The following is a 22777-nucleotide window of genomic DNA, read 5'->3' on the forward strand; positions in this document are numbered from 1 at the left end:
CGAGCTTATTTACTTCTTGCTGATTTTCACTTGGAATACTGTTGGACCTTGTTCAATTTACTTGATAAGCTCAAATTTATTTAGTTTCCCGAAGCTGCTTTAACGCCTCTAGATCCTTCACAATCATACGATTTCGTTCTACTTGAATCAGGCCTTCCTTATTTAATTGGCTAAGCAGGCGATTAACTGATTCTCTCGTTGTGCCAACACAATTGGCAAACTCTTGGTTTGTTACCGGCAAATTTATCGTAATAACCTCAGCTTTACTAAGCCCATGCTGCTCAGCTAGCAGTAGTAAAAAGGAAAGAATGCGATGCTTTACATCGAGCTCAGACAGCATTTGCAGCTTATCTTGAAGCTCTTTAATTTTATCTCCCATCACACGCATCATCTTTATTGCAATGCTAGGCATTTGCATCATGAGGCCTTCAAACGTTGCAACGGATATTGCTAACAACGAGGTTTCCACAATGGCTTCTGCAGTAGCAGGGTAAGGATTAGCATTAAACAAGCCAGTGTGTGGAAACATGTCACCAGCCTTCAGAAAGGATACGATTTGCTCATGTCCGCTCTCATCAGTTTTATAGGTTTTGACAAGACCCTCTTGGATGAAATAAACTGCATCCTTATGACTGCCCTCTGTAAATATGATGGACTTTTTTGCTGCGATGCGCTGACTGCAAATTTCTTCTACCTGCCTCAGCTCCTCATCGTTCAGATCCTGGAACAGCATAAAATCCTTTAGCATTCGGTTCGTACTTTTCGTCATAGGCTACCTCTTTCGTTCATCGTTCATTAGGCTAACGATAAAGTTAATGTCCACCACAAGCACCGCCGCAGCCGCAGCCTTCCTTCTTCAATTCACTTAGCTCTGGCAATCTGTCAAGCTCGATCGTTTTGTTGTAAAATTGGCTCATTAGACGGTGCAGCTTACCAAACTCCTGCTCGGCGTATAAATATTGGCGAATAACTAGATTTTCATATAAAGCCATCTCCTCCTGCTCATAACTACGAAGCTCCTCAGCTGTTAACTGCTCCCTTTCTTCCTTCTGTTCCAGCTCCTGCTGATGCTGTAAGAAACGCTTATATTGCTGTACAGCTTCCTCGTCATGGACGAATTTATCAATCATTGCTCGTAAACTTTTATACGACTCCTGCTGGAGCAGCTCCTTGCATAGTTCTGCCACTTTATCAATTAAGGTTTGATTAGCTAGTGTAATAATCATCCTTTTTCCTCCTTAGTTTTTCTTTGTTAGCCACTACTCTGTTACTCTAATCTTTCCTATTGCTCCTTTTGCTGCATGATTGAGCTGATGTGTTAGAAATGAATATTCTCCAGCTTCCGTCACCGTAAACTCAACAATCGCTCCACCGCCTGCTGGGAGCATAACCGTCTGCATCCCCTTCAATACATTGCTCGGATTACCGTCCAAATAAACGGTATCCATTATTGTCCCTACGACATGGAACGAGGAAACCTCATTAGGGCCAGCGTTAGCTACATATAATCTAATCTTCTCCCCAGCTTTAGCCTCTAAAGGATTTTTCGTTAACGCTTGAGCACTTCCATTAAATACAACATAATGCGGCTCTCCATTTTCCAGTGCTTCATAATCGTCATAGGGATACCACTCACTTTGTACGATCGTATATTCTCGATCAATCTCATCATCTGTAGGATAGCCTAGCTCTGGCTCAACAATGATAACGCCATACATCCCATTAGCTACATGAAGAATCATTGGTGCGGTACCGCAGTGATACATAAACACTCCAGGACTGTTAGCAGGATACATAAAGCTCCCTTCCTCGTCTGGCAAAACATCGAGAAATTTTTCACTTGGTGCAGCATGCACAGCGTGAAAGTCCATGGAATGCGGAACATTCGGATCTAAGTTCTTTAACGTGAAATGAATCGTATCTCCTTGCTTTACTTTTAACACAGGGCCAGGTACGGTTCCATTGAAAGTCCAAGCATTAAAGATCTCTCCCTCGGATATTTCAATATTTGTTACTTGCGAGGTCATCTCAATATACACATCATCTCCATCACGAGTAATGACTGGATCGACAGGAGGTTGATCAATCAACGTTTGCGAAGCTGTAGCTGAGCTCGAGACTTCATTGGGTTCCTTCTTTGAAGTAATTGCACATCCAGCAAGAACGACAACGATCAACAACAGCAACCATAGCTGCATCATATAACGTTTTTTCATCTTTGCTCCCTCCATCTCGTTCGTTATAATCCAAGGTTTGATTTTCTTTATACGTATACGATACGACAGAGCTAAACTATAAAGTGTGATGAGGAACACATTTTTCGAACTGTCACTAATCCGTAATAAATATCCTTCCTATGAAATTATTTAGTTTTATCAGTAAAATCCATGCTTTGAGAGGTTTTTATTTTAGTCAGATTACGATAAGATGTGCAGATAATGCGATAGAAAGGAAGACATCAATATGAGCAATCAAAAAGAGCGCAAAGGCTTTTACATTATGCTTGATTCAATGATTGAGGCATCTCCTAAACCGGATGGGAAATTTGTACAGGACATATATTTGGAAGGTCGACTTGTTGATTTAGCAAAATATACAAGTGGAGTTACCGATGAGAGTATCCTGCAATTGCTGAAAAACTGTGAAGGATTTCAACAATTCGTTCACAGCATTGGTGTATCCATTACCACACCAGAGGCTTCAAGCGACGTTATCTTTACACTAGAAAATTGGGGGAAAACAAGTAAATATGAATCTGGCTCTCGTATGAGTGTAAAATGTCCTGCTGATGGGACAGAAATGATCATAAATGTGAGCGATTTCAATTTATCTGCCGAGGATGATGTTCCAGGTAAATTTACATTTGAATTCCAGCAGGCTGGGTTGCTTGCAACCGCAAACGTAATCTTCTACGTCAATGAAGGCTATGATGTACCTAAGCTTGAAGCTGATGAGCCTGTTGATTTTCAATCACGAGCTTACGAGAATATGATTAGCCGATCCTTGCTACATCAGGGGAACAATAAACGTCTAAAGGCTGCGATCGAGAAAGCTAAAAGAGGAGAAGATGTAACGATCGCTTATATTGGCGGGTCCATTACACAAGGTGCAGGTGCCAAGCCGATCAACCATGCATGCTATGCTTACCAATCGTACAGCATCTTCAAAAGGCTATTTGGGCAACATGGAGGCGAGCATATTCACTTTATTAAAGCAGGAGTAGGTGGTACCCCATCTGAGCTTGGAATGCTACGCTATGAGCGAGATGTGCTGAAAAACGGAGCGGTGCAGCCGGACATCGTCATTGTGGAGTTTGCCGTTAACGATGCCGACGATGAAACTGCTGGTAAATGCTACGAAAGCCTTGTGCTTAAAGCACTTTCGGCTGGCAATGAGCCTGCAGTTATTTTACTGTTCAGCGTATTCATTAATGACTGGAACCTGCAGGATCGATTGGCCCCAGTAGGCTTCCATTATGATCTTCCTATGGTTAGCGTAAAGGACGCTGTTGTTGAGCAGTTTTATTTATCGAAAGCAGAGGGCAATGTTGTTACGAAAAGACAGTACTTCTATGACAGCTATCATCCAACGAATACTGGTCATACGATTATGGCTGACAGTCTTGGTTATCTGTTTGCCGAGACGGACCGTGCTGCGATAAGTGTACAGGATATTGAGCTAAACAAAGAACCGGTAATCGGCAATGACTTTGTCACGGTTCGTTTGTTGGATAGAGAAAGCAATACGCATGTTGCACACATCGTAGAAGGCAGCTTCAGTGCTGTCGATACAGAGCTGCAACTGGCTGAAATGGACGATCAACCACACGGTACACCGCAGTTTCCTTACAACTGGATGCATACAGACAGCTCCGGCAACGATAGCTTTATGATGAAGATCAGCAGCAAAGCACTGCTGCTAATTTACAAGGATTCTGGCAATCAGGCATTTGGCAGCGCACAAATTTCGATTGATGGAGAGGTTGTAAAAACGGTCGATCCGCTTGCAATCAGCTGGACTCATTGCCATGCCGTTATCCTTTATAATGAGCAGTACTCAAGCGAGCATACCGTCGAAATACAGATGGATCCAGAGCATAAGCAGAAGCACTTTACAATACTCGGATTTGGTTATGTTGAATAAATGTGAATATATATAAATTGAGGGCTTGAAATTCTCGTATCATTCGATATATTGAAGGTATGTTCCGTACTTGTTCAATAGGAGTGAGTGCACTTGGCTATAAGATTCGTCGCTAACGCTACTCTGAATGAGGAGCCACTATATTTTGCTTATAGACGAAGCAGCTCTAATAATCAGCTTAAAGAAACGTTTCACTCGCATCGTGGTACAGAAATTTTATTCATTCATCAAGGCAAAGGCACGATGATCGTCAATAACATCAGCTATGACATCAGACCCGGAATGCTATGTATATTTCAGCCCTTTCAGCTTCACCATCTTAAGCTGGATTATTCTGACCAGCAAGTCTTTGAACGCTCGCTCGCAACCTTTGAGCCAAGCATGTTCGAGTGCTATTTTGAGCAATGGCCTGCTCTACATGCGTTTTACAAGCATATTAACTTAAGCGAGCTAGAATCTCCCTGTATTTATGATATAGAGGAGAATCACGAGCTTGTAACGGTATTTTTAGGCATGCAGCAAAAGCTTATAAGCTTACCGGAGACGGAACAGCTCGAGGAGGTTTCTTTGTTTCTTATCTCCTTGTTCCGTAGTCTTAAGCCATTATGGATGAAGCAGCAAGCAAACAGCGTACCGTTCCGCACACGCAGAAATCATCAGGTGGAGCATATGCTGCATTGGATCGAGAAGCATTACACAGCTCCTTTCCAGCTGCAAAGCATGGCTAAGGCGCTGCATCTATCACCCTATCATTTGTCACATCTGTTCAAAGAGATGGTCGGGATTAGTATTACTGATTACATTGCTACACGTAGAATTCATCAGGCGGTCACACTGCTGACGACGACGGATAAGTCGATCCAACTGATTGCAGAGGAAATTGGAATAACGAACACCTCTTATTTTTGCAAATTTTTCAAGTCTCGTATGGGGATAACTCCACATCAATATCGTAAAAAGTGGAACAAGTAATTACTCCCGTCCTATTATTGTTATTAATTAGTAATTAAAAAGCTCGAGCTGCCAGGTTCATTGAACCCGCAGCTCGAGCTTTTATCTATTCGATCTGTGTCGCGTTAGACTGAGCAATGACGCTTAATTCTGCAGCCTTGAAGGCATGCTCCTGTGTCATCGCATTCTCAGTGCGATGTATGCAGTCAAGGATCAGCTGTCCAAAGTAAGGATAACCGACCTGCCCAGATATATTCAAGCGATGCTCCCCTTCGCCATTAACGAGGTACACATTACCTGAACCTTGCTCTCTTCCGATATCCACATATTTTCTCAGTTCAATATAGCCTTCTGTCCCTAGTATAACGGTACGTCCATCTCCCCAAGTTGAAAGACCATCTGGTGTAAACCAGTCTACACGGAAATATCCTGTAGCTCCGTTATCAGCAACTAAGGTTGCATCGCCAAAATCCTCGAATTTCACATGCTGTTTGTTATGATAATTCGCTATTTTACTATGCACAACCTCAGCATTTTTCGCGCCTGTATAATATAAAAATTGCTCGATTTGATGACTGCCGATATCACATAGAATACCGCCAAATCTATCTCTATCAAAAAACCAATGCGGTCGGTGCTTCGCATTAAGTCGGTGAGGTCCTAAGCCAAGCACCTGAATGACACGACCAATAGCTCCCTGATCAATAAGCTGCCCAGCGTATACTGCACTTTCTACGTGCAGACGCTCGCTATAATAGACTGCATACTTTCGATTTGTTTCAGCTACTTTTTGCTTCGCCCGCTCCAGCTGCTCTAAGGTGGTTAGCGGCGCTTTATCAACAAAGTAATCCTTGCCATGTGACATCGCACGAAGCCCTACATCGCAGCGATCCGATGGAATAGCTGCACTAGCGACGAGTGCAATTCGTTCATCCTGCAAAATCTCTTGCTCTGAGCGTGCCACCTTTACTGTAGGGTATTTCTGCTGAAACGCTGCGACCTTCGCTGGATCTGGATCATATACCCAATCCAGCTGAGCACCAGCTTCAATAAGTCCATTGCACATTCCATAAATATGTCCGTGATCCAGTCCTATTGCTGCTATGCGAAATTCTCCTGGTGAAACAACTGGGTTAGGCTTTCCTTTAGGCGCATAAAACATTCCGCTCTTATTATCCATCGTCTTACCTCCTATATTGAAAGTTAATTTACATGTAGCAAGGCAGCCGTAAGTAATGTTCTTACGATCGCTGTTGTTCCCAATTTTCTATATTAGAAAAAAAAAGGTAGAAATTCGGAAACAAAGGCGACCGCGTTGCTTCTACAGAATCATTACTTACTCTTGCCAATTGAAGATGTACTTTCATTTGATCCGGAAAGACTGCCTGTTGTGATCGCTAGGTCAGCGAAGTTTTCAACATGACTTTTTTTCTCGTAAAAGTGTGTCGCGTTTTTCAATATTCCTTCTCGTGTATAGAAGGGATCGTCTGGCTGTAGCGGCAGCTTCACGCTTTGACCAGTGCTTGCAGATTTATAAATGCTCATAATGAGCTCCAACGTTTCACGTCCACTAATACCATCTATGAGCACAGGTGCGCCTGTCTCAATTGCTGTCAATACATTGTCAATCTGAGCAGCATGCCCTTCATGTTGAAGATCCTGCATGCCATCATAATACTGTTGAATCTCTTGCTCAAGCTGTGAATCTCGTTCAGGAAAACCATTGGGCTTACTAACCGATGCAGTAAGCTTCCATGGCACGGACACACGAGCATTTGATCCTTGGAAAATAAGCTGCTGCTCTTCTCCATGATGAACGACCGAGCTTGTAATCTGTCCAAGCGTTCCATCTGGAAAACGCAGCATGGCGATCGATAAATCTTCAATCTCAGCATTATCGTGTGCGACATTGCTCATAAATGCTTGTACTTCACTTGGACGTCCACGCATCCATAGCAGAGCGTCGATATGGTGTACTGCATGGTTCAAGGTCGGACCTCCGCCTTCCTTCTCCCATGTTCCACGCCACCATAGATCATAGTAGCAATGCCCTCGCCACCAATAAGAGTCTACTTGTGTATGAAGGATTTTCCCTGCTAAGCCACTGTCCAGTACTGACTTCAGCTTCATCATTGGATTTCTAAAGCGGTTCTGTGCAATAACGGACACGATCTTACCATTGTTAGAGGCTGCCTCATTAATCTCATCACATTCCTTAAGTGAGGAAGCCATCGGTTTTTCTATAATGACATTACTGCCAGCATTTAAGAAATCAATAGCGATTTCCGCATGTGAATATGGAGGCGTGCAAATCGACACCAGATCGATATCCTCCAGCAGCAGCTCCTTATAATCCTGCAAAGCTTTTGCTTCAAGACCATATTTCTCTATTCTTTGTTGAGCCTTATCAACGTACAGATCACATATCGCTACGATGCTGCAACGGTCCTTGAAATTCAAATATCCTTCGATATGTGCTGTAGAAATCGCCCCTGCTCCAATAATTGCAACCTTTAACATGTCAATCCTCCATTCGTTTATCTATGATTTCATGCTTGCACTCTCACTATAAACGAAGCAGTAAACACATTGTCCTGCTATAAGGCTACAAAAATAACGCTATGTTGCGGAAATTTTACTTTCGCAGCATAGCGTTAATCTCATCAAGCTTATTCTGTAGTCTTTCAAGCAGCTCAGGATCTGTACCATCTAGCCGATCTATAAAATGGTCGATAATAATGGAGCCAAAATCATTGATTAAGCCGTCTGTTACAGCCTTTGTTTGCTCAACGATAAATTGCTCTTTACTTTGCAGTGGAGAAAACAACGTTAAACGGGTTCTCCCTCCACCTGAGGTCTCCTTATGTAAAACCTCTTTTTCAGCTAGCCTCATCATGACGGTCATGACGGCATTAAAGGAGATAGGACTCTCTTGATTAAGTATTTCATGTGCTTGCTTAATGGTGAGCTTTTCCTTTTCCCACAAGATATTCATAACCTTGGCTTCTAAGGAACCGAAGAAACGACAGATCCCTACTTCGTTTAAATTAATTTTTTTAACGATCATTATTGTAATTTTCCTCTCGATAAGCCATTTTATTTCATTTTATCATAATTTTCTTGGCGAGGAATTACTGTTATTACCATTTCCTTTCTCCAGAAATAAAAAAAGAAGCAAAAGAGCCTATTAAGCTCTCTTGCTTCTTCTCATTGGTTGATTCCATTAGTGCATTGAGTTCATGACCCAGACACTGCCTGCAACAATGACTATTGCGAAAAATGCAGCTGAAAACATTTTACCTAACTGCCATTTCCCCTGCTCTCCCTCTGTTACGTGCATAAACATGAACAGCTGAACAGCCGCTTGAATAAATGCGATAGCAAATACGATAATAGCAATTTGGCTATAGGATAAGTCGGTAATCTTTCCAACCCATACGGCTGCAAAGGTTAATACAATCGATAGGAGGAAACCAATAACCTGTGACCATGGGAAACGATTCGCTTGAACGTTTTTGTTTTCCGTTTCCATTATTTCACCATCCCTAATAGATAAACTCCTGTAAATACGAAGATCCATACAAAGTCTAGGAAGTGCCAGTATAAGCTAGATACAAAAACCTTTTTAGCCGTATCTGGCGTTAGACCTCTTTTCAGTGCCTGAAAAATAATTAGCGTTATCCATACAATACCAATTGCTACGTGGACGCCATGCGTTCCAGTTAATAGATAGAACGAAGACCAAAGCGCGTTCGTGCCAAGCGTAGCACCTGAGTGCACAAGGTGAACGAATTCGGCGATTTCCATATATAGAAAGCCTGCACCGAATAATAACGTAATAACGAGCCAAACAATCATTGCTTTAATGTTGTTTCTTCGCATTTCATGAATAGCTAAGCCTGATGTAAAGCTGCTTGTTAGCAAAATTAAAGTCATAATAATGGTATAGTTAAAGTCAAAAAGATCAAGAGGAAGAGGACCTTCCATCATACCATCTTTAAGAGCAAAGTATGCTGCATATAAGGTTGAGAATAAGGCAACCTCTGCTCCTATGAAAATCCAAAACCCAAAAATATTCAATTTACCCGTTTCAGTTTGGTATTCCAAAGGCACATTTGTATTTAACTTATTTGTATTTTCCATTACTTAGGCCTCCTTATGAAACGGTTGTTCTAATCTTTTAATTTCTTCAACACTTACATAATATCCCTTGTCGTACACATGAGAGCGAAGTGAACGGAAGATCATGCAACCAAATGAACCTGCAATACCCAATATCGCCATCCACCATATCTCGAAAACTAGACCGAAGCCAGCAATAAAGAAGAATATGGACATGACAAAAGGCGTACCAGTGTTATTCGGCATATGGATTGGTTCATATTCGATATCCTTTTTATTAGCTGTCCCTTCTTGCTTCATCTGCCAGAATGCATCAACATCCTTCACGACAGGTGTAACTGGGAAATTATAATGCGGAGGCACTGCAGTTGCTGTTGCCCATTCTAACGTACGTCCGTTCCAGGAATCTCCTGTCGTCTCCATCTTCGAATGACGCAAGCTGTAATATACGTTGTAAACGATAATAACAAAACCAATTCCCATTCCAACCGCACCAATCGTTGAAACCACGTTCAATGCTGTCCATCCATCCTCTGGAAGGTACGTGTAGACACGTCTTGGCATACCAGCAAAACCTAATAGGAACTGTGGTAGGAAGCAGACATTAAATCCAATTGTAAAGAACCAAAATGCCCATTTACCAATTGGTTCATTCATTTTATGGCCAAACATTTTAGGGTACCAATATACAAAGCCTGCGAAGCAAGCAAACACAACACCGGCAATTAACGTATAGTGGAAGTGAGCAATAAGGAAGTACGTGTTATGGTACTGGAAGTCAGCAGCTGCCATTCCAAGCATTACACCTGTTACCCCACCAATAACGAATGTAGGAATAAACGCAAGTGCCCACATCATTGCCGCAGTAAATTGTATTCGGGCTTTATATAGCGTCCCCAGCCAGTTAAAGATCTTGATCCCTGTTGGAATCGCAATGGCCATCGTCGTGATCGAGAAGATGTTATTGACATTGGCGCTTCCTCCCATTGTATAGAAATGGTGTACCCAAACAAGGAAGCTTAAGCCCGAAATCACGACTAGAGAAATAATCATCGATTTATGGCCAAACAATGTTTTTCTCGAGAAGGTTGCAATAACCTCTGAGAATATACCAAATGCAGGCAATACAACAATGTAAACCTCAGGATGGCCCCATAGCCAGAAAAAGTTGGCCCAGAGCATCGGATTACCGCCCGCTGTCAGTGTAAAGAAATGCGTTCCGAACAATCTATCGAACGTCATCATGGCTAGCGTTACTGTTAGAATTGGAAACGCAAAAACAATGATAAACGAAGTAATTAACGTCGTCCAAGAGAACATTGGCATACGCAGCAACGTCATACCCGGTGCACGCATTTTTATAATCGTTACGATAAAGTTAATCCCTGTTAATAGGGTACCAATTCCTGAAACCTGTAGCCCAAGTAAATAATAGTTTATTCCTGGTCCAGGGCTTCCCTCGATAGCTAACGGTGCATAGTTTGTCCAACCCGCATCCGGCGATCCTCCGAAAACAAAGGAAATATTAAAGAGGATTGCTCCGAAGAAGAATGACCAGAAGCTTAAGTTATTTAGATAAGGGAATGCTACATCTCTTGCTCCTATTTGCAGTGGAACGACAACGTTCATAAGTCCAAGTAGAAACGGCATGGCCATGAATAGGATCATAATCGTTCCATGCGTCGTAAAAATCTCATTATAATGCTGTGATGATAGGAACGAGGCATTAGGCACTGTTAGCTGTGCTCTCATCAATAAAGCGTCAACGCCACCGCGGAACAGCATTAATAATGCAGATATGATATACATGATTCCAATGCGTTTATGGTCGACGGTCGTAATCCATTCCGTCCAAAGCCACTTCCATTTTTTAAAGTACGTAAGAACAAATACAAGTACAATGACCGTTAATAAAATCGATATATTTGCTCCTACAATCATTGGATCATTTAAAATTAAATTGTCCTTAATAAATTCAACCATCTAGATTTCGTCCCTTCTTAATGGTTCGAGTGAGATCCATTATTTGAAACTTGTTTATATTCTTCCGTAGTAATTTTTACTCCTTTGATTTCAACTCCATATTTCTCACGAATATGCATAGCATAGGCAGCGTCGATTCCATGATCTACAAAGTCCAAGTGAGTGGATGAAAACGTCATTTCCCCAACGTTATCAGGGAGCATTAATTTCTCATAGGTAGTTTCATCTAGCTTGGGTGCATTTTCTTGTGTTTCCTTCACCCAGCTTTGATAGCTGTCTTCATCCAATGCAACCATATTAAACTGTTGATGAGTCATACCTTCACCAGTAAAGTTAGAGTTTCTACCTTTGTATTCTCCTGGCTCATCAACCTGTAAATAGAGTTCATTCACCATGCCTGGCATACCATAGATTTGCCCTCCGATCTGTGGTACCCAGAAGGAAGCCATAGAATCTGCGGCCGTAATCTTAAATAAGATTGGATGGTCTTCCGGAACATTTACATAGTTAACCGTTTCGATATTTTCTTCTGGATAACTGAATATCCACTTCCAATCTGCAGCAGTTGCATGTATAACAATCGGTTCCTTACCAGCAGTTGATGCTGGCGGCTGCTTTAAGTCATAAAGAGCTTTAGCGTTAGGTATCGCTAAGGCGATGACAATGATAACTGGAATAGCTGTCCAGATGATCTCTAGCTTTACGCTTCCATGCATATCAGGTTTATAGTTTTTGCTATCAACATTTTTATGGTCTCGATACTTGATCACCATATATGTAAACAAAACATAAACAACAACTAAGATAGCGAGCATAAAGTAGATGGAATACATAATAAGATCCTTTTGAATCTCTCCAACAGGCCCTTTAGGATCCAGTACGATCAGATCTGCTTGAAAACCTAATACAGTAATAACGATTAGTGATACTAAACTTAGCATGATGATTAACCAGGTTTTATAATTTTTGAACATACTCGTTCAGCTCACCTTCCTTTCTAATGATGCTAGTTTTCGATTCTCTCAATATGCTACAACAATAAAACTACGTTTCGTAGTATAAAAAATTAATGTCACAGTTTATTCAATCTTTGTTCACTAGTCACTCACAGGTTACTCATAACTTGTTCACAAATCCGAAATGTCTCTACCTTTAGCTAATCCCAGCTTCTAATTTTAGTCAAATCTCAAAAATATAACCTACTCGCCATACTGTTTTAATGGTAGAAGCAGTCTCCGGAGATATTTTGCTAAATTTATCGCGAAGCCTCTTAATCGCGGTATCCACTGTCCTTGTGTCCAGGCTCTGCTCATCATTCCAAACCGCTTGGAGTAGCTCATCCCGTGACAAAATTTTATTGGGCCAGCTCGTCAAATATTGCAGCAATTCATATTCCTTAGGTGTGAGATAAATCTCTTTACCACCTCCGGTAATCCGATGAGCCTCCCACTCAATCACCGCATTCGGCAAACGAATTTGATTCTTATCTTGCTCTATAACAGTAGAATCATTAGTAGTCGCTCTTCTAAACGTCGCCTTCACACGATGCAGCATTTCAGCTTTAATATATGGCTTCAATATATAATCATCCATGCCCGCTCGTAGGCTGCTAAGCATATTTTTTTCTTCACCATTTGATATGAGGACGATAATAGGCGTTTCTTTTATTTTTCTAACGATATTACATACATCGGCTCCATTGATTCCGGGCAGCTCTAATTCTACGATAATAAGATCATAGTCTCCTTCTATTAATAGCTGAATTCCCGTTTCGCCATCCACCGCTCCCTCTACTTCAAAGCCTTCTTTCTCAAGAAAATGCTTGAGCTTGTTTCTCTCGCTTTCATTGCTATCGATAATAAGAATTTTTTTAAGAGCTTTCATCCTATAAAACTTCCTTTCACAAAAGGCGTATTTCTATTACACTACAATGTTTAGTTTGAAATGGTATAAAAATAAGAGAACTCGACAAACGCGAGATCTCTTTTCGTCAGATTACTCTCAAAATTCCTTAAACATAATGGACTGTATACGACTTCACCGCTGACTAAATACTTTTTATTCGTTACTAACTTGTAATCATATTAACATAGGAATAACTGACCATTCAAACGATTGAGGCCAAAAGACGTATACATATGTACGAATTGTGTACAAAAAGCAAAATAGTACACTGCCTCATCTCAACATTGTTCACTATTTTAGCATCGTTCTACTATTGCATGCTGCAAGGTCGAGCTATAATAAAGCTGAAAAGTACACAACTATACAAATGTCTAAAAGGGGAGTATACATGAAACTAAATAAAATTCGAAAGCATGGCAGCTTATATGCCAAAATGCTAATGGGGATTACCCTTGGCATCGTCATCGTATTAATTGCCAGTTCCTCGGTCTATTACGTTTCGTTTACTCGCATCCTTCAACAGAAAGCATTTGAATCGGATTTAAGCGATCTAGAGCATACCGGTCAAGCCATTGCAATTACGACTGAAAACGCACAGACGGTTTCCTTTCAAATTTATCGAAACAGCACAATTGCTAAAATATTGTATTATAACGATCCTCACCCGTTTGATATTCAGGGCGCGATGCTAGATCTGTACAATTATCTAAATTCTATGCCTTTTATTGAATCAATCTATGTGTATAACGCCTCACAGGAACGCTACTATATCGTATCTCAGAATGGTCAAAGAGGGGTCATAGAAGAAGAAGCTTTGGCAGACACCGCATTTATCGATATTTTGAATGATTACCGTGATTACGAACCGTTCGCTCCCATTCCTAGAATTTTAGACTCATCGTCTACCAAAAATAATGAAACCGCTGTCTATACGTATTTATGCTATGACGCTATCGGAACAGATGGTAAATTAAATTCAGCGATCGCCGTCAATATTTCCGCTGATTGGATAAATCAGGGTATCACGCTAAGCAACAATGATGATACAGAGCAAATTTACGTAATCGATCAAAACGGCTCTATCCGAAATGTCCAGAACCTACAGGAGATCGGGCCTGACACAGCAGTTTCTACTACACTATTAACTTTAGATCCTAGTCATGAGGCCAACTATTCCATCTCAAGCTTTAATGGGGTCAAATCACTGCTAACCTACACTGCTCGTGATCAGTTTGGCTGGTATTATGTGCGAGTAACGCCGTATCGAGATATTATTGGAGAAGTGCAGCAGGTTGGTGTCACAACGATCCAAATCGCCTCAATCATACTCATCGCCGGACTACTGCTATCGTGGCTATTATCTAAATACTTGTACGCGCCCATCAACAAAATTAAGGTTCGCATGGAGGATCTCGAATCAGAATGGCGCAACAGCAGCTATACAATCAGGCAAAATGCGCTAAGCAAGCTGCTGCAGATTCAAGGCTTCAATCCTAAATTACAGCTAGAGAAGCTGCGCCGGATAGGTGTACAGTTCGATTTTACTAAGCCTTATCAGCTCGTTTTTATGCGAATTGATCGATATGATGAGCTGAAAACTCAAGGTCATCGAGATATACTCACCTATAAATTTGCCATTATGAACATTAGTACAGAAATTTGCTCAAAGCATTTCCATGTCGATGCGCTTGATCTAGAGGATGATTGCTTGCTAATGTTTTTGAATATACCGGAGCAGACAACAATCTCATCTGAAACACTTCCGCTGATTATGAAGGAAGTTCAAGTGGCCTGTGAGGAGTATTTGCGCTTAGGTATAACGATTGCTGTAACACCACTTAGCAGTGATCCACATCAGCTGTACACTTTATACAAGCAAGCAAAGGATGCCTCTCTCCATCGTTTCTTCAAGGGACGAGGCGCAATAATAGATGTACAGCAGCAGCCTTTAGCGCAAAAAGCACACACCTTTCCGATCGGCAAGGAAAAAAGGCTCATCGAAGCAATAAAAACAGGAAAATGCGAAGAGGCCAAGCAGCTCTATGATGAAATTATGGAAGGAACAAAGCAGTATCCGCTTCAAGTAGTCCAGCTAACGACGAAGCATCTAACGGTCACGCTTGAAAATATGATCTCAGAGATTGAGAAGAATAGCTCCCTGCAGCTTGGTTTCGATCGTGAGCTTATCCTGCCTAAGTTCGAAAACTATGAAACCCTCGAGGAAATGTCCTATCAATTTCACCAGCTCTTTGAGAAGCTGACTTCTAAGCTAAGTGAAAAAAGAAACGGCAAGCAGGAGGAGCTTACAAGGAGAATCAATGAAATCATTGAGGAGCGATATGCCGATCCCGCACTTGGTCTCAATTATATTGCTGATGAGCTTAACATGTCCTCCTACCATATTAGCCGGGTATACAGGCAGCATAATTCAAGTAATATTGTGGACATGATTAACCATATTCGTATGGAGCACGCGAAGCAGCTACTTATAAAATCTGCGATATCTATTGCTGACATTGCTGCAAAAACTGGCTACACTAGCAGCTCTTATTTCCACCGAATGTTCAAAAAGCTCTACGGTGTTACCCCATCAGAATTTCGCAATGCGAATCGCAGCAGCTAGCAGGGTACTCCATTATATACGACAAATCGAGTAGGCCTATGCGCATGCGCATAGGCCTCTCACAGATCCGGACATGCGGGTCATCGCATCCGGCTCCTCCAGTGACTATCCCCTCTGGGGATGAAGTTCTTTGTAAATCATAGATAGACTGCAAAGACCGATTTCTTCAAACCATTGATTTGGCATCGCATATTGAGCATAAGTGGAATGAGAACTGCGCCATGCTGTCATACGTAGCCCAGGTAGGTCACGGCTTTTCCATCCTCTTCTACGCATCTCTCGGTGAAGTTTCCGCACCTTTCTCCAGCTTCGCAACTGGACAGAACGAAGCCTTCTTCTTATCCATTTGTCCAGATCCCGAAATCTCATCTGTACATCTGCCATTCCAAAATAGTTGCCCCACCCACGGAGATAGGGATTCAATTTTTTCTTCACCAATTGCTGCACATCCACCGTTTGGTTTCGTCTTGTGATTTCCTTCACACGTTTCTTGAATTTTGTCATCGCTTTATCTGACGGTACCATCCATTTCCCTGGTTTGAATTCATGCCCAAGAAACTCGAAAGATTCCCTCTTGCTATTGACGATTTTCGTCTTTTCTGGATGAATGATAAGTCCCATTTCTCTCTCTAGCAGCTTCGTTACCGATTTTAGAATCCGCTCTGCTCCTTTTTGCGTACGACAACAAATCACAAAGTCATCTGCATAGCGTGTCAGTCGATGCCCGCGTTCCGTCATCGCCAGATCTAACGGATGTAGATAGATATTGGCTAGCAGAGGGCTGATGACTCCCCCTTGTGGTGTGCCCTGCTCATTTAGGTGAAAGCTTCCACCGTCTAGGATACCTGCCTTCAGGAATTTCTCCAACAAAGTTAACACACTTCCATCGACTACGGTTTCTTTCACCATGCGGATGAGCTTCTCATGCGGAATGGTGTCGAAATAAGACTTCAAGTCTGCATCAATCACATATCGATATCCATCGTTTAGATCTTGACGGATCTTCTTCAATGCCATGTGTGCACTTCTTCCCGGTCGAAACCCATAGCTACAATCCATAAACTTTGATTCATAAATCGGTTCCAATATGCGCCTCGTTGCGGCTTGAACCACTCGGTCTCCCACGGTAGGAATGCCCAGCGGCCTTGACGTTCCGTCTGCTTTGGGGATGTAGACACGACGTACGGGTTTTGGGTGATACGTCTTGTTCTTTAGTGTCTGCTGAACCACTTCTAGATGGTGTTCCAACTGCGATTCGAATGCCTGGATGGTCATTCGATCAATCCCTGCTGAACCTCGGTTTCGCTTGACCTCTTTAAAGGCTTCCTCTAGGTTTGGCTTCGCCCATATCTTGTCGATGAGGCTGTACCATTTGCGTTCCTTTTGATTTACTCCTTCACGAGAGTGATTGGTTGTTCCTTGTTCTTCCATGTTCGTTTTCCTTCCCGATTTCGTTCCATGATTTGTAGCCTTACGGCAATCTTCATTTCCAAAATAGTACTCGCCCCAGACGGCTTCTCCTTATGTTCATTCCCCGGATCTACGCACATCCTAGCTCCCCGGCTTCTGTCTGGCACATGGCTTCTCTCCATCTCTCTTCTTCCACGGTTTCGGGCTTCACACAAGTCTTCGCCTTTTGAGTCGAAGCTTGTATTGACGACATCGCGCCAATTCATTTGCCTTTGCGGTCTTTCCGGCAAACTTTGTAACTACTATCCCTACGTCTGACTTCTCACCACTCTTAACATTGCCTTGATCCTCACGATCTCGAGCAATGGTTACCACTTGATATGGAAATGATGAGATCTCCTTGGGTCACGTCAACCGACTTTCCCCCGAATCCAGTCCTCTTAACTTACGGAGTCTATGGTGGTACAGGACTTCCTCTTCTTTTGCAGAGTTATCCGACTCCGTCAGCCAACATGGTTAAACCGCCTATTCCGGGTTTTGCCTTCGCATCCTCCGCACGCATTCTCGCGAACTACGCACTATGCGTCAGCTATGCACTTCCGCCACCTGCGGTGTGCTGGAGACTTTCACTCGTTAGTCGATTGCGCTGCCAAGCGCACAAAAGGCCGACTCTGTAGTCATTCTAACAACTACAGAGTCGGCCTAGCTATATCTATTGCCGCTGGGTAACCTATTAACTCACCCGATGCAACATTTCAGCTCTCTAGCTCATTAATCTGCTAATGCTTTATCTATCGGGAACATGCCGCCTGACCAGGCCTTCTGCGCTGTCCACTCTGCCTCCCCTTGCCAGAATTCTGCTTCTGGAGGAAGCCCAAGAGCAAGGAATACGGTAAGGCATAAATACAGACTGCCAGTTGATATATAGCCTTCTCCGATCTCCTTCTGGCTGCCAGCAAAACCGATACGAAGCCATCCGTCCTCATCGAACGTACCCGGAAGCTCCAGCTGGCGCTTAATGACAGCCGTCAATGCACAGCGAACCTGAGCAGGTTCCAGCTCCTCTGCAAGCTCATTCCTTAGCGCCATCAACGATAAATGCTGAAATGCACCGAAGCGATAGGCTAGTGATCGACCAATTGGGGGATACGTTCCCTCCGGTGAAATCAATCGTTCGAGCACAGAGGCGAAGCGTACAGCCCGTTTCATCGTGTTCGCTCGAAGCTCAGACCAATCGTGAAATTGGTCTCCCAATACGTCCAATACGTCTACGAGCATCGGCTGAATGACAAAGCTGTTGTAATAATCCCAATGAAAATCCGGTCCATCTCCGTAGGCTCCATCCCCTACGTACCACTGCTCATGCTGTCTCAGCGCATAATCTACTCGCATGCGATCCCACGCTTCTCCCATACGGAACAACGCTGCTTCAATGGTTGCACTAAACAATAGCCAATTGCTGAATACGGGGCGAATAACTCGTGTCGCCATAAGCGCTTGCGCCAAATTTCCCTTCACCTTCGGCTCAAGCTTCTCATACAGCTCAGTAGGAGCGCGAAGCACCGCGTTGGCTAGAAACGCTGCATCAACGAGAGGCTGACCGCCTCTATCAAAATTCATATAGTCAGGCGAAGCTGGCTCCGTAGCTGCATCAATAGCATCCCTTGCCAAGCTAGCCATCTGAGACCTGCGTTCCTCTTCCTCGCCAGATAGCGAAGCGCTTTCAAGCCACGGTGCAATTCCAGCTAGTGTACGCCCTAATGCCTCTAGATGCGTATATTCCGATCGATCGTCTGTCCAGCCCTCTACTGGCATAGCTTTGCGAAGCTTTCGCTCTGATAAGGCATACAGCACTGGATGCGCGATTCGTACTAACGTGTCGACCCAATATTTTCGGTCTGCTCCCACCATGATTCCCCCTTGCTTTAGTTAAGGCTATCTGAATATATTTCTCTAATTGTGACCGCTTTCCTGCAAATATTGCAGCCATTGCTGCTTATAGCTCTCCTGAATTTTTTCCAAGCCAGCCTGATTCGCTTTCTCCATAAAGGTTTTCAGGCCGTCCTCTACGTCATCAACCAGCCCTGCCATTAACGGATATAAATATTGCTTCTCTACTTGTTCTAATGCAGCTCGTTCTGCTTGATAAGGTGTGTAGTCCTCTGCAAAACCAGTATAGATATCTGGTACTTGAATTTTATCTAATTCATTAAAGATCGCTTCAACTCCGTCATAGCTCGGCTCGAATATCATATATTCAGGGTTACGCCATGCCCAACCGTTCATCGCTTCCCGCACAAATCCGTTCGTTGTGTTATCACCAATCATCTTGTAATATCCGTCTTCAACGGTATAGTTGACGTCTTCAAAGCCATATTGAGTCAATAAATTATAGCGCTTGTCAGTAACCATTAATTCATAGAATGCGAGTGCACGCTCTGCTTTTTTACTGTTTTTCGGAACAGCGAAGCCGTTATGAATCGGATGAACGGGCGTCGCGTAGCCAAGCGTCAAGCCATATGGATGATAGGCTAGATCCCAATCAGGGTGCAATGCTTTCATCTGATTCAGCACACTATTGTATCTAGTCGGGTTATCGGATAGCATCGCCGCTGCTGTGCCGTTCGTTAGTTTATCTTGGTTACCATCTGTTTCATTCAGCTCATTTTTAGAGAAGTAGCCATTGTCTGCCCAGCTTTTATAGCGCTTTAGATCCGTTAAATGCTCCTCTGATCCCCAGTAGCCTACTATATTGGAAGGGTCACTATAGGAAGCATGCAGACCATACGGCATCGCGCCTACTCTTTGACGTTGAAAATCAAGATAGGCATCCTCAAGCGTTGCACCAACATCCTGACCTACTGCAAGCGGCTGAATATTCGGTTCATTTTGTTTAATTCCTGCTAGATAAGCCTCAAAGGTCTCGATATCAACTGGCTTCGGTAAATTATGCTTCACACGTAAATCCTCACGCCATACGAAGCCACCAGTTACATACTCCTTATAGGTTGCTGGCACAGTATAGATATTGCCATCGATCTTAACGGCCTCCCACATATCCTGCGGAACAAACTCATAAAGCTTTGGCGCTGCAACAGGCAGTAGCTCATCCAGTCGCATGAAGGCACCGTTTTTAGCATATTGCTGATATTGCGTCCACTCAGCTGTAAAGATTAAGTCTACATCCTGCCCTGTAGATAGGAGCAATCTGTATTTCTGATCCCAATCTGTCCATGTTGTATAGTTAAATTTCACCGTTGCATTCAGATCTTCAAGGAGCCACTCGTTAACCTGTGCTTCTACCTTATCCAGATCCTTCGGAGCATTACCTAACATATAAAACTGCAGCTCAACCCGTTCAGAGGTATCGATACCGGATGATGAGCTTTCGTTGCCTTCAGCATTCGTTCCCTCGGTTGTAGTAGACTTGGATGGCGCTGGGCTTGGCTCGTTGTTCGTTTTGCTGTTATTGCTGCATGCTGCGAGCAATGTGAGCACCAACACGAGTGAGATGAATAGATGTAACACCTTTTTCTGTTTACCTACCATTGGAGAATCCTCCCTTTATCTATTTAATATATATGTTAGCTAGCGTATCCTCAAGAGGGCTGCCAGTTCTAACCTTTCACTGCACCAATCGTCAAACCCTTCACGAAATACCGTTGGATGAACGGATATAGAAGTAAGATTGGCCCCGTTACAACGACTGCCATCGCCATCTTCATCGATTCCGAAGGAACAGGTCCCGATAGCACAACTCCTGCACCAGCCCCTATGCTATTCAAGAAATTGGATGTGTTAATAATGTTGTATAGGTAGAACTGCAGCTGGTACTTCGCTGTATCGTTAATAAACAGTGCGGAATGGAACCAGTCGTTCCAGTAATGCAAGGCCAAAAACAGCCCTACCGTTGCCAGACCTGGAACTGAGAGTGGCAGTACAACGCGATAGTAAATAACAAAATCATTTGCGCCATCGATTTTTGCTGATTCAACAACCTCATCAGGTACCGCTGAATGGATAAAGCTTCGCATCAAAATAATTAAAAATGGCGTCATTAACGATGGCCAGATGAGAGCATTCATCGTATTCCCAAACTTTAAATAGTTCGTAATCAGCATGTAGTACGGAACAAGTCCACCACCAAACAGCGTAGTAAAGTAAATGAAAAATGAGAAGAAATTTCTATATTTGAAGTCCTTTCGCTGTAGCACATAGCCCGCCATCGTCATAAGCAGCAGCCCGATAGCCGTTCCGACAATCGTGACAAAGGTCGTTACACCATAGGCTCGAAGCAGATCCTCAGGAAACATAAAGACGATCTTATAAGCATCAAGCGTGAATGAAGACGGAATGAGATTATATCCCTCTCTAACGATTTCTTCATTGCTCGTAAGTGAAGCGGAGATGATCAGCAGGAATGGGAGCAAGCACAATACGCTTCCGGTTAGCACGACGACATAGGCTATGAAGCGAAACCACTTTGTGGCGCCGTCTTCTTTGATCTTCATACTGTCCACCCCCCTTAAAATAGTGCGTAATCTTTATTGATTTTTCGAATGATTGTGTTGACGGTCATAATTAAAGCAAAGCCAAAGATGGATTGATATACACCAGCAGCCGTTGCCATCCCCATATCAAACGTAACACGCAGTGATCGGTAAACATACGTATCCAAAATATCTGTCGTGCTGAATAGAAGCCCGTTGTTGCCGACCATTTGATAGAACAGATCGAATTGCCCCTTCATAATGCCGCCTAGCGCAAACAGCAGCAGAATGACAAACGTATTTTTTAGCATCGGCAACGTAATGTGCCAAGATCTTTGAAAAATATTCGCACCATCGATTTTGGCGGCTTCATAGTATTCCTCGCTTATCCCAGTAATCGAGGCCAAGTAAATCACCATACTGTAACCAAAATTTTTCCATAAGAAAAAGATAATAATGAGAAATATCCATGCTGTTGGCTTAGCATATAAATTGATCGGCTCAGCACCGAGCTTTTCCAGCACCGTGTTCAGCACACCTTGATCGTAGTTGAACAGGTTGAACACGATAACACTTAAAATAACGAAGGATACAAAGTAAGGTAAAAACAATATCGATTGTGTTATCTTTTTGAACCATTTCCCCCTAAGCTCACTGAGCAGCACCGCTACCGATATCGCCAGCCCATTGACGAGGACGATAAAGGCGATATTATAGCCGATTGTGTTGATCGTTAATTGAATGAGCTTGCCAGATTTCCATAGAAACTCAAAGTTTTTAAGTCCAATAAAAGCCATCTGAAACATATTCGTAGAATGAAAATCAAACTGGACAAACGCATAATAAATACCAATCATCGGCACATAATTATTGATCAAAAAATAAAGCAGAGTGGGCAGCAGCATAAGGAATAAAATTTTATTTTTATTCAGCTCATGCAGCAGACCCTTTTTCTTATGCACCATCGTTTTAGACATAGAAAGCTCCTTTCCACATATTAAATTGTTGCTGCTTGTTTTCGTAAATTTGTGCGCTTGATTTAGCTAGCTCAAACTATAATTCAGCAGCATATCCATTAAAAGTGAAATTCCAGTTCACTATTGAATTATTCAGCAGTTGTGTAGTGAACGATTGTGATATTACTGTACAA

Annotated in this window: 19 protein-coding genes; 3 read left to right on the forward strand and 16 right to left on the reverse strand. The window is 42.7% G+C overall.

From position 1 onward, the window contains the following. Positions 1 to 76: 76 nt before the first annotated feature. Genes NSQ99_RS15715 through NSQ99_RS15725 form a run of 3 tightly spaced genes read right to left on the reverse strand, consistent with a single transcriptional unit; the run spans position 77 to position 2216 of the window. Positions 77 to 769, reverse strand: coding sequence for a Crp/Fnr family transcriptional regulator (locus NSQ99_RS15715; protein ID WP_340837692.1), 693 nt, complete (start codon positions 767 to 769; stop codon positions 77 to 79). 43 nt (positions 770 to 812) lie between these two features. Then, positions 813 to 1226 (reverse strand): YlbF family regulator, encoded by a 414-nt coding sequence (locus tag NSQ99_RS15720; RefSeq protein WP_340837694.1) that lies wholly within the window; start codon positions 1224 to 1226, stop codon positions 813 to 815. A gap of 33 nt (positions 1227 to 1259) precedes the next feature. Next, a complete protein-coding gene (locus NSQ99_RS15725) occupies positions 1260 to 2216 on the reverse strand; it encodes a multicopper oxidase domain-containing protein (RefSeq protein ID WP_340837696.1) in 957 nt (318 codons plus the stop codon). 247 nt (positions 2217 to 2463) lie between these two features. Between NSQ99_RS15725 and NSQ99_RS15730 the strand changes: the two genes are divergently transcribed. Then, a complete protein-coding gene (locus NSQ99_RS15730) occupies positions 2464 to 4143 on the forward strand; it encodes an SGNH/GDSL hydrolase family protein (RefSeq protein WP_340837698.1) in 1680 nt (559 codons plus the stop codon). 93 nt (positions 4144 to 4236) lie between these two features. Then, positions 4237 to 5115, forward strand: a complete 879-nt coding sequence (locus NSQ99_RS15735) for an AraC family transcriptional regulator (protein WP_340837700.1) — start codon at positions 4237 to 4239, stop codon at positions 5113 to 5115. A gap of 85 nt (positions 5116 to 5200) precedes the next feature. On the opposite strand, the gene NSQ99_RS15740 is transcribed toward NSQ99_RS15735, so the two are convergent. The 8 genes from NSQ99_RS15740 to NSQ99_RS15775 all read right to left on the reverse strand — a co-directional run bounded on the left by NSQ99_RS15740 (position 5201) and on the right by NSQ99_RS15775 (position 13083). Continuing rightward, the gene (locus tag NSQ99_RS15740) at positions 5201 to 6274 is read right to left on the reverse strand and encodes a Gfo/Idh/MocA family protein (protein WP_340837702.1); all 1074 of its coding nucleotides are present in this window, start codon (positions 6272 to 6274) and stop codon (positions 5201 to 5203) included. 152 nt (positions 6275 to 6426) lie between these two features. Continuing rightward, entirely contained in the window at positions 6427 to 7614 is a 1188-nt protein-coding gene (locus NSQ99_RS15745) for a Gfo/Idh/MocA family protein (protein WP_340837703.1), read from the reverse strand. A gap of 115 nt (positions 7615 to 7729) precedes the next feature. Further along, entirely contained in the window at positions 7730 to 8161 is a 432-nt protein-coding gene (locus tag NSQ99_RS15750; RefSeq protein WP_340837705.1) for a BlaI/MecI/CopY family transcriptional regulator, read from the reverse strand. A 156-nt stretch (positions 8162 to 8317) separates the two neighbouring features. Continuing rightward, entirely contained in the window at positions 8318 to 8626 is a 309-nt protein-coding gene (gene qoxD, locus NSQ99_RS15755; protein ID WP_340837707.1) for a cytochrome aa3 quinol oxidase subunit IV, read from the reverse strand. Beyond that, positions 8626 to 9237: a cytochrome aa3 quinol oxidase subunit III gene (gene qoxC / locus NSQ99_RS15760; protein ID WP_340837708.1), complete on the reverse strand. Its 612-nt coding sequence runs from the start codon at positions 9235 to 9237 to the stop codon at positions 8626 to 8628. The genes qoxD and qoxC overlap by 1 nt, the downstream gene beginning before the upstream one ends. A gap of 3 nt (positions 9238 to 9240) precedes the next feature. Beyond that, positions 9241 to 11199 carry a cytochrome aa3 quinol oxidase subunit I gene (gene qoxB / locus NSQ99_RS15765; protein WP_251666244.1) on the reverse strand — a complete coding sequence of 653 codons (1959 nt, stop codon included), beginning with the start codon at positions 11197 to 11199 and terminating at the stop codon, positions 9241 to 9243. A 17-nt stretch (positions 11200 to 11216) separates the two neighbouring features. Then, complete coding sequence (qoxA, locus tag NSQ99_RS15770; protein ID WP_445670526.1) at positions 11217 to 12173, reverse strand: cytochrome aa3 quinol oxidase subunit II; 957 nt, start codon at positions 12171 to 12173, stop codon at positions 11217 to 11219. Positions 12174 to 12378: 205 nt separating this feature from the next. Continuing rightward, entirely contained in the window at positions 12379 to 13083 is a 705-nt protein-coding gene (locus tag NSQ99_RS15775; RefSeq protein ID WP_340837712.1) for a response regulator transcription factor, read from the reverse strand. Between the two features lie 409 nt (positions 13084 to 13492). Between NSQ99_RS15775 and NSQ99_RS15780 the strand changes: the two genes are divergently transcribed. Next, on the forward strand, positions 13493 to 15727 hold the full coding sequence (locus NSQ99_RS15780) for an AraC family transcriptional regulator (RefSeq protein ID WP_340837714.1): 2235 nt from the start codon (positions 13493 to 13495) through the stop codon (positions 15725 to 15727). A 105-nt stretch (positions 15728 to 15832) separates the two neighbouring features. On the opposite strand, the gene ltrA is transcribed toward NSQ99_RS15780, so the two are convergent. The 5 genes from ltrA to NSQ99_RS15805 all read right to left on the reverse strand — a co-directional run bounded on the left by ltrA (position 15833) and on the right by NSQ99_RS15805 (position 22604). Continuing rightward, positions 15833 to 17158 (reverse strand): group II intron reverse transcriptase/maturase, encoded by a 1326-nt coding sequence (gene ltrA / locus NSQ99_RS15785; RefSeq protein ID WP_251670020.1) that lies wholly within the window; start codon positions 17156 to 17158, stop codon positions 15833 to 15835. 750 nt (positions 17159 to 17908) lie between these two features. After that, the gene (locus NSQ99_RS15790) at positions 17909 to 19048 is read right to left on the reverse strand and encodes a DUF2264 domain-containing protein (RefSeq protein WP_285855577.1); all 1140 of its coding nucleotides are present in this window, start codon (positions 19046 to 19048) and stop codon (positions 17909 to 17911) included. 42 nt (positions 19049 to 19090) lie between these two features. Continuing rightward, positions 19091 to 20686: an extracellular solute-binding protein gene (locus NSQ99_RS15795; RefSeq protein WP_340837715.1), complete on the reverse strand. Its 1596-nt coding sequence runs from the start codon at positions 20684 to 20686 to the stop codon at positions 19091 to 19093. Positions 20687 to 20754: 68 nt separating this feature from the next. After that, positions 20755 to 21648, reverse strand: coding sequence for a carbohydrate ABC transporter permease (locus tag NSQ99_RS15800; protein WP_340837717.1), 894 nt, complete (start codon positions 21646 to 21648; stop codon positions 20755 to 20757). Between the two features lie 14 nt (positions 21649 to 21662). Further along, positions 21663 to 22604, reverse strand: a complete 942-nt coding sequence (locus NSQ99_RS15805) for an ABC transporter permease (protein WP_251666250.1) — start codon at positions 22602 to 22604, stop codon at positions 21663 to 21665. Between the last annotated feature and the right edge of the window lie 173 nt (positions 22605 to 22777).

This window comes from Paenibacillus sp. FSL W7-1287, from assembly GCF_038004245.1.
Lineage (GTDB): Bacteria > Bacillota > Bacilli > Paenibacillales > Paenibacillaceae > Pristimantibacillus > Pristimantibacillus camelliae.

Bases quoted from the DNA above. Each gene is read 5' to 3' on its own strand.
- NSQ99_RS15715 (WP_340837692.1), bottom strand. From the start codon at position 769: ATGACGAAAAGTACGAACCGAATGCTAAAGGATTTTATGCTGTTCCAG.
- NSQ99_RS15720 (WP_340837694.1), bottom strand. From the start codon at position 1,226: ATGATTATTACACTAGCTAATCAAACCTTAATTGATAAAGTGGCAGAA.
- NSQ99_RS15725 (WP_340837696.1), bottom strand. From the start codon at position 2,216: ATGAAAAAACGTTATATGATGCAGCTATGGTTGCTGTTGTTGATCGTT.
- NSQ99_RS15730 (WP_340837698.1), top strand. From the start codon at position 2,464: ATGAGCAATCAAAAAGAGCGCAAAGGCTTTTACATTATGCTTGATTCA.
- NSQ99_RS15740 (WP_340837702.1), bottom strand. From the start codon at position 6,274: ATGGATAATAAGAGCGGAATGTTTTATGCGCCTAAAGGAAAGCCTAAC.
- NSQ99_RS15745 (WP_340837703.1), bottom strand. From the start codon at position 7,614: ATGTTAAAGGTTGCAATTATTGGAGCAGGGGCGATTTCTACAGCACAT.
- NSQ99_RS15750 (WP_340837705.1), bottom strand. From the start codon at position 8,161: ATGATCGTTAAAAAAATTAATTTAAACGAAGTAGGGATCTGTCGTTTC.
- qoxD (WP_340837707.1), bottom strand. From the start codon at position 8,626: ATGGAAACGGAAAACAAAAACGTTCAAGCGAATCGTTTCCCATGGTCA.
- qoxC (WP_340837708.1), bottom strand. From the start codon at position 9,237: ATGGAAAATACAAATAAGTTAAATACAAATGTGCCTTTGGAATACCAA.
- qoxB (WP_251666244.1), bottom strand. From the start codon at position 11,199: ATGGTTGAATTTATTAAGGACAATTTAATTTTAAATGATCCAATGATT.
- qoxA (WP_445670526.1), bottom strand. From the start codon at position 12,173: ATGTTCAAAAATTATAAAACCTGGTTAATCATCATGCTAAGTTTAGTA.
- NSQ99_RS15775 (WP_340837712.1), bottom strand. From the start codon at position 13,083: ATGAAAGCTCTTAAAAAAATTCTTATTATCGATAGCAATGAAAGCGAG.
- NSQ99_RS15780 (WP_340837714.1), top strand. From the start codon at position 13,493: ATGAAACTAAATAAAATTCGAAAGCATGGCAGCTTATATGCCAAAATG.
- ltrA (WP_251670020.1), bottom strand. From the start codon at position 17,158: ATGGAAGAACAAGGAACAACCAATCACTCTCGTGAAGGAGTAAATCAA.
- NSQ99_RS15790 (WP_285855577.1), bottom strand. From the start codon at position 19,048: ATGGTGGGAGCAGACCGAAAATATTGGGTCGACACGTTAGTACGAATC.
- NSQ99_RS15795 (WP_340837715.1), bottom strand. From the start codon at position 20,686: ATGGTAGGTAAACAGAAAAAGGTGTTACATCTATTCATCTCACTCGTG.
- NSQ99_RS15800 (WP_340837717.1), bottom strand. From the start codon at position 21,648: ATGAAGATCAAAGAAGACGGCGCCACAAAGTGGTTTCGCTTCATAGCC.
- NSQ99_RS15805 (WP_251666250.1), bottom strand. From the start codon at position 22,604: ATGTCTAAAACGATGGTGCATAAGAAAAAGGGTCTGCTGCATGAGCTG.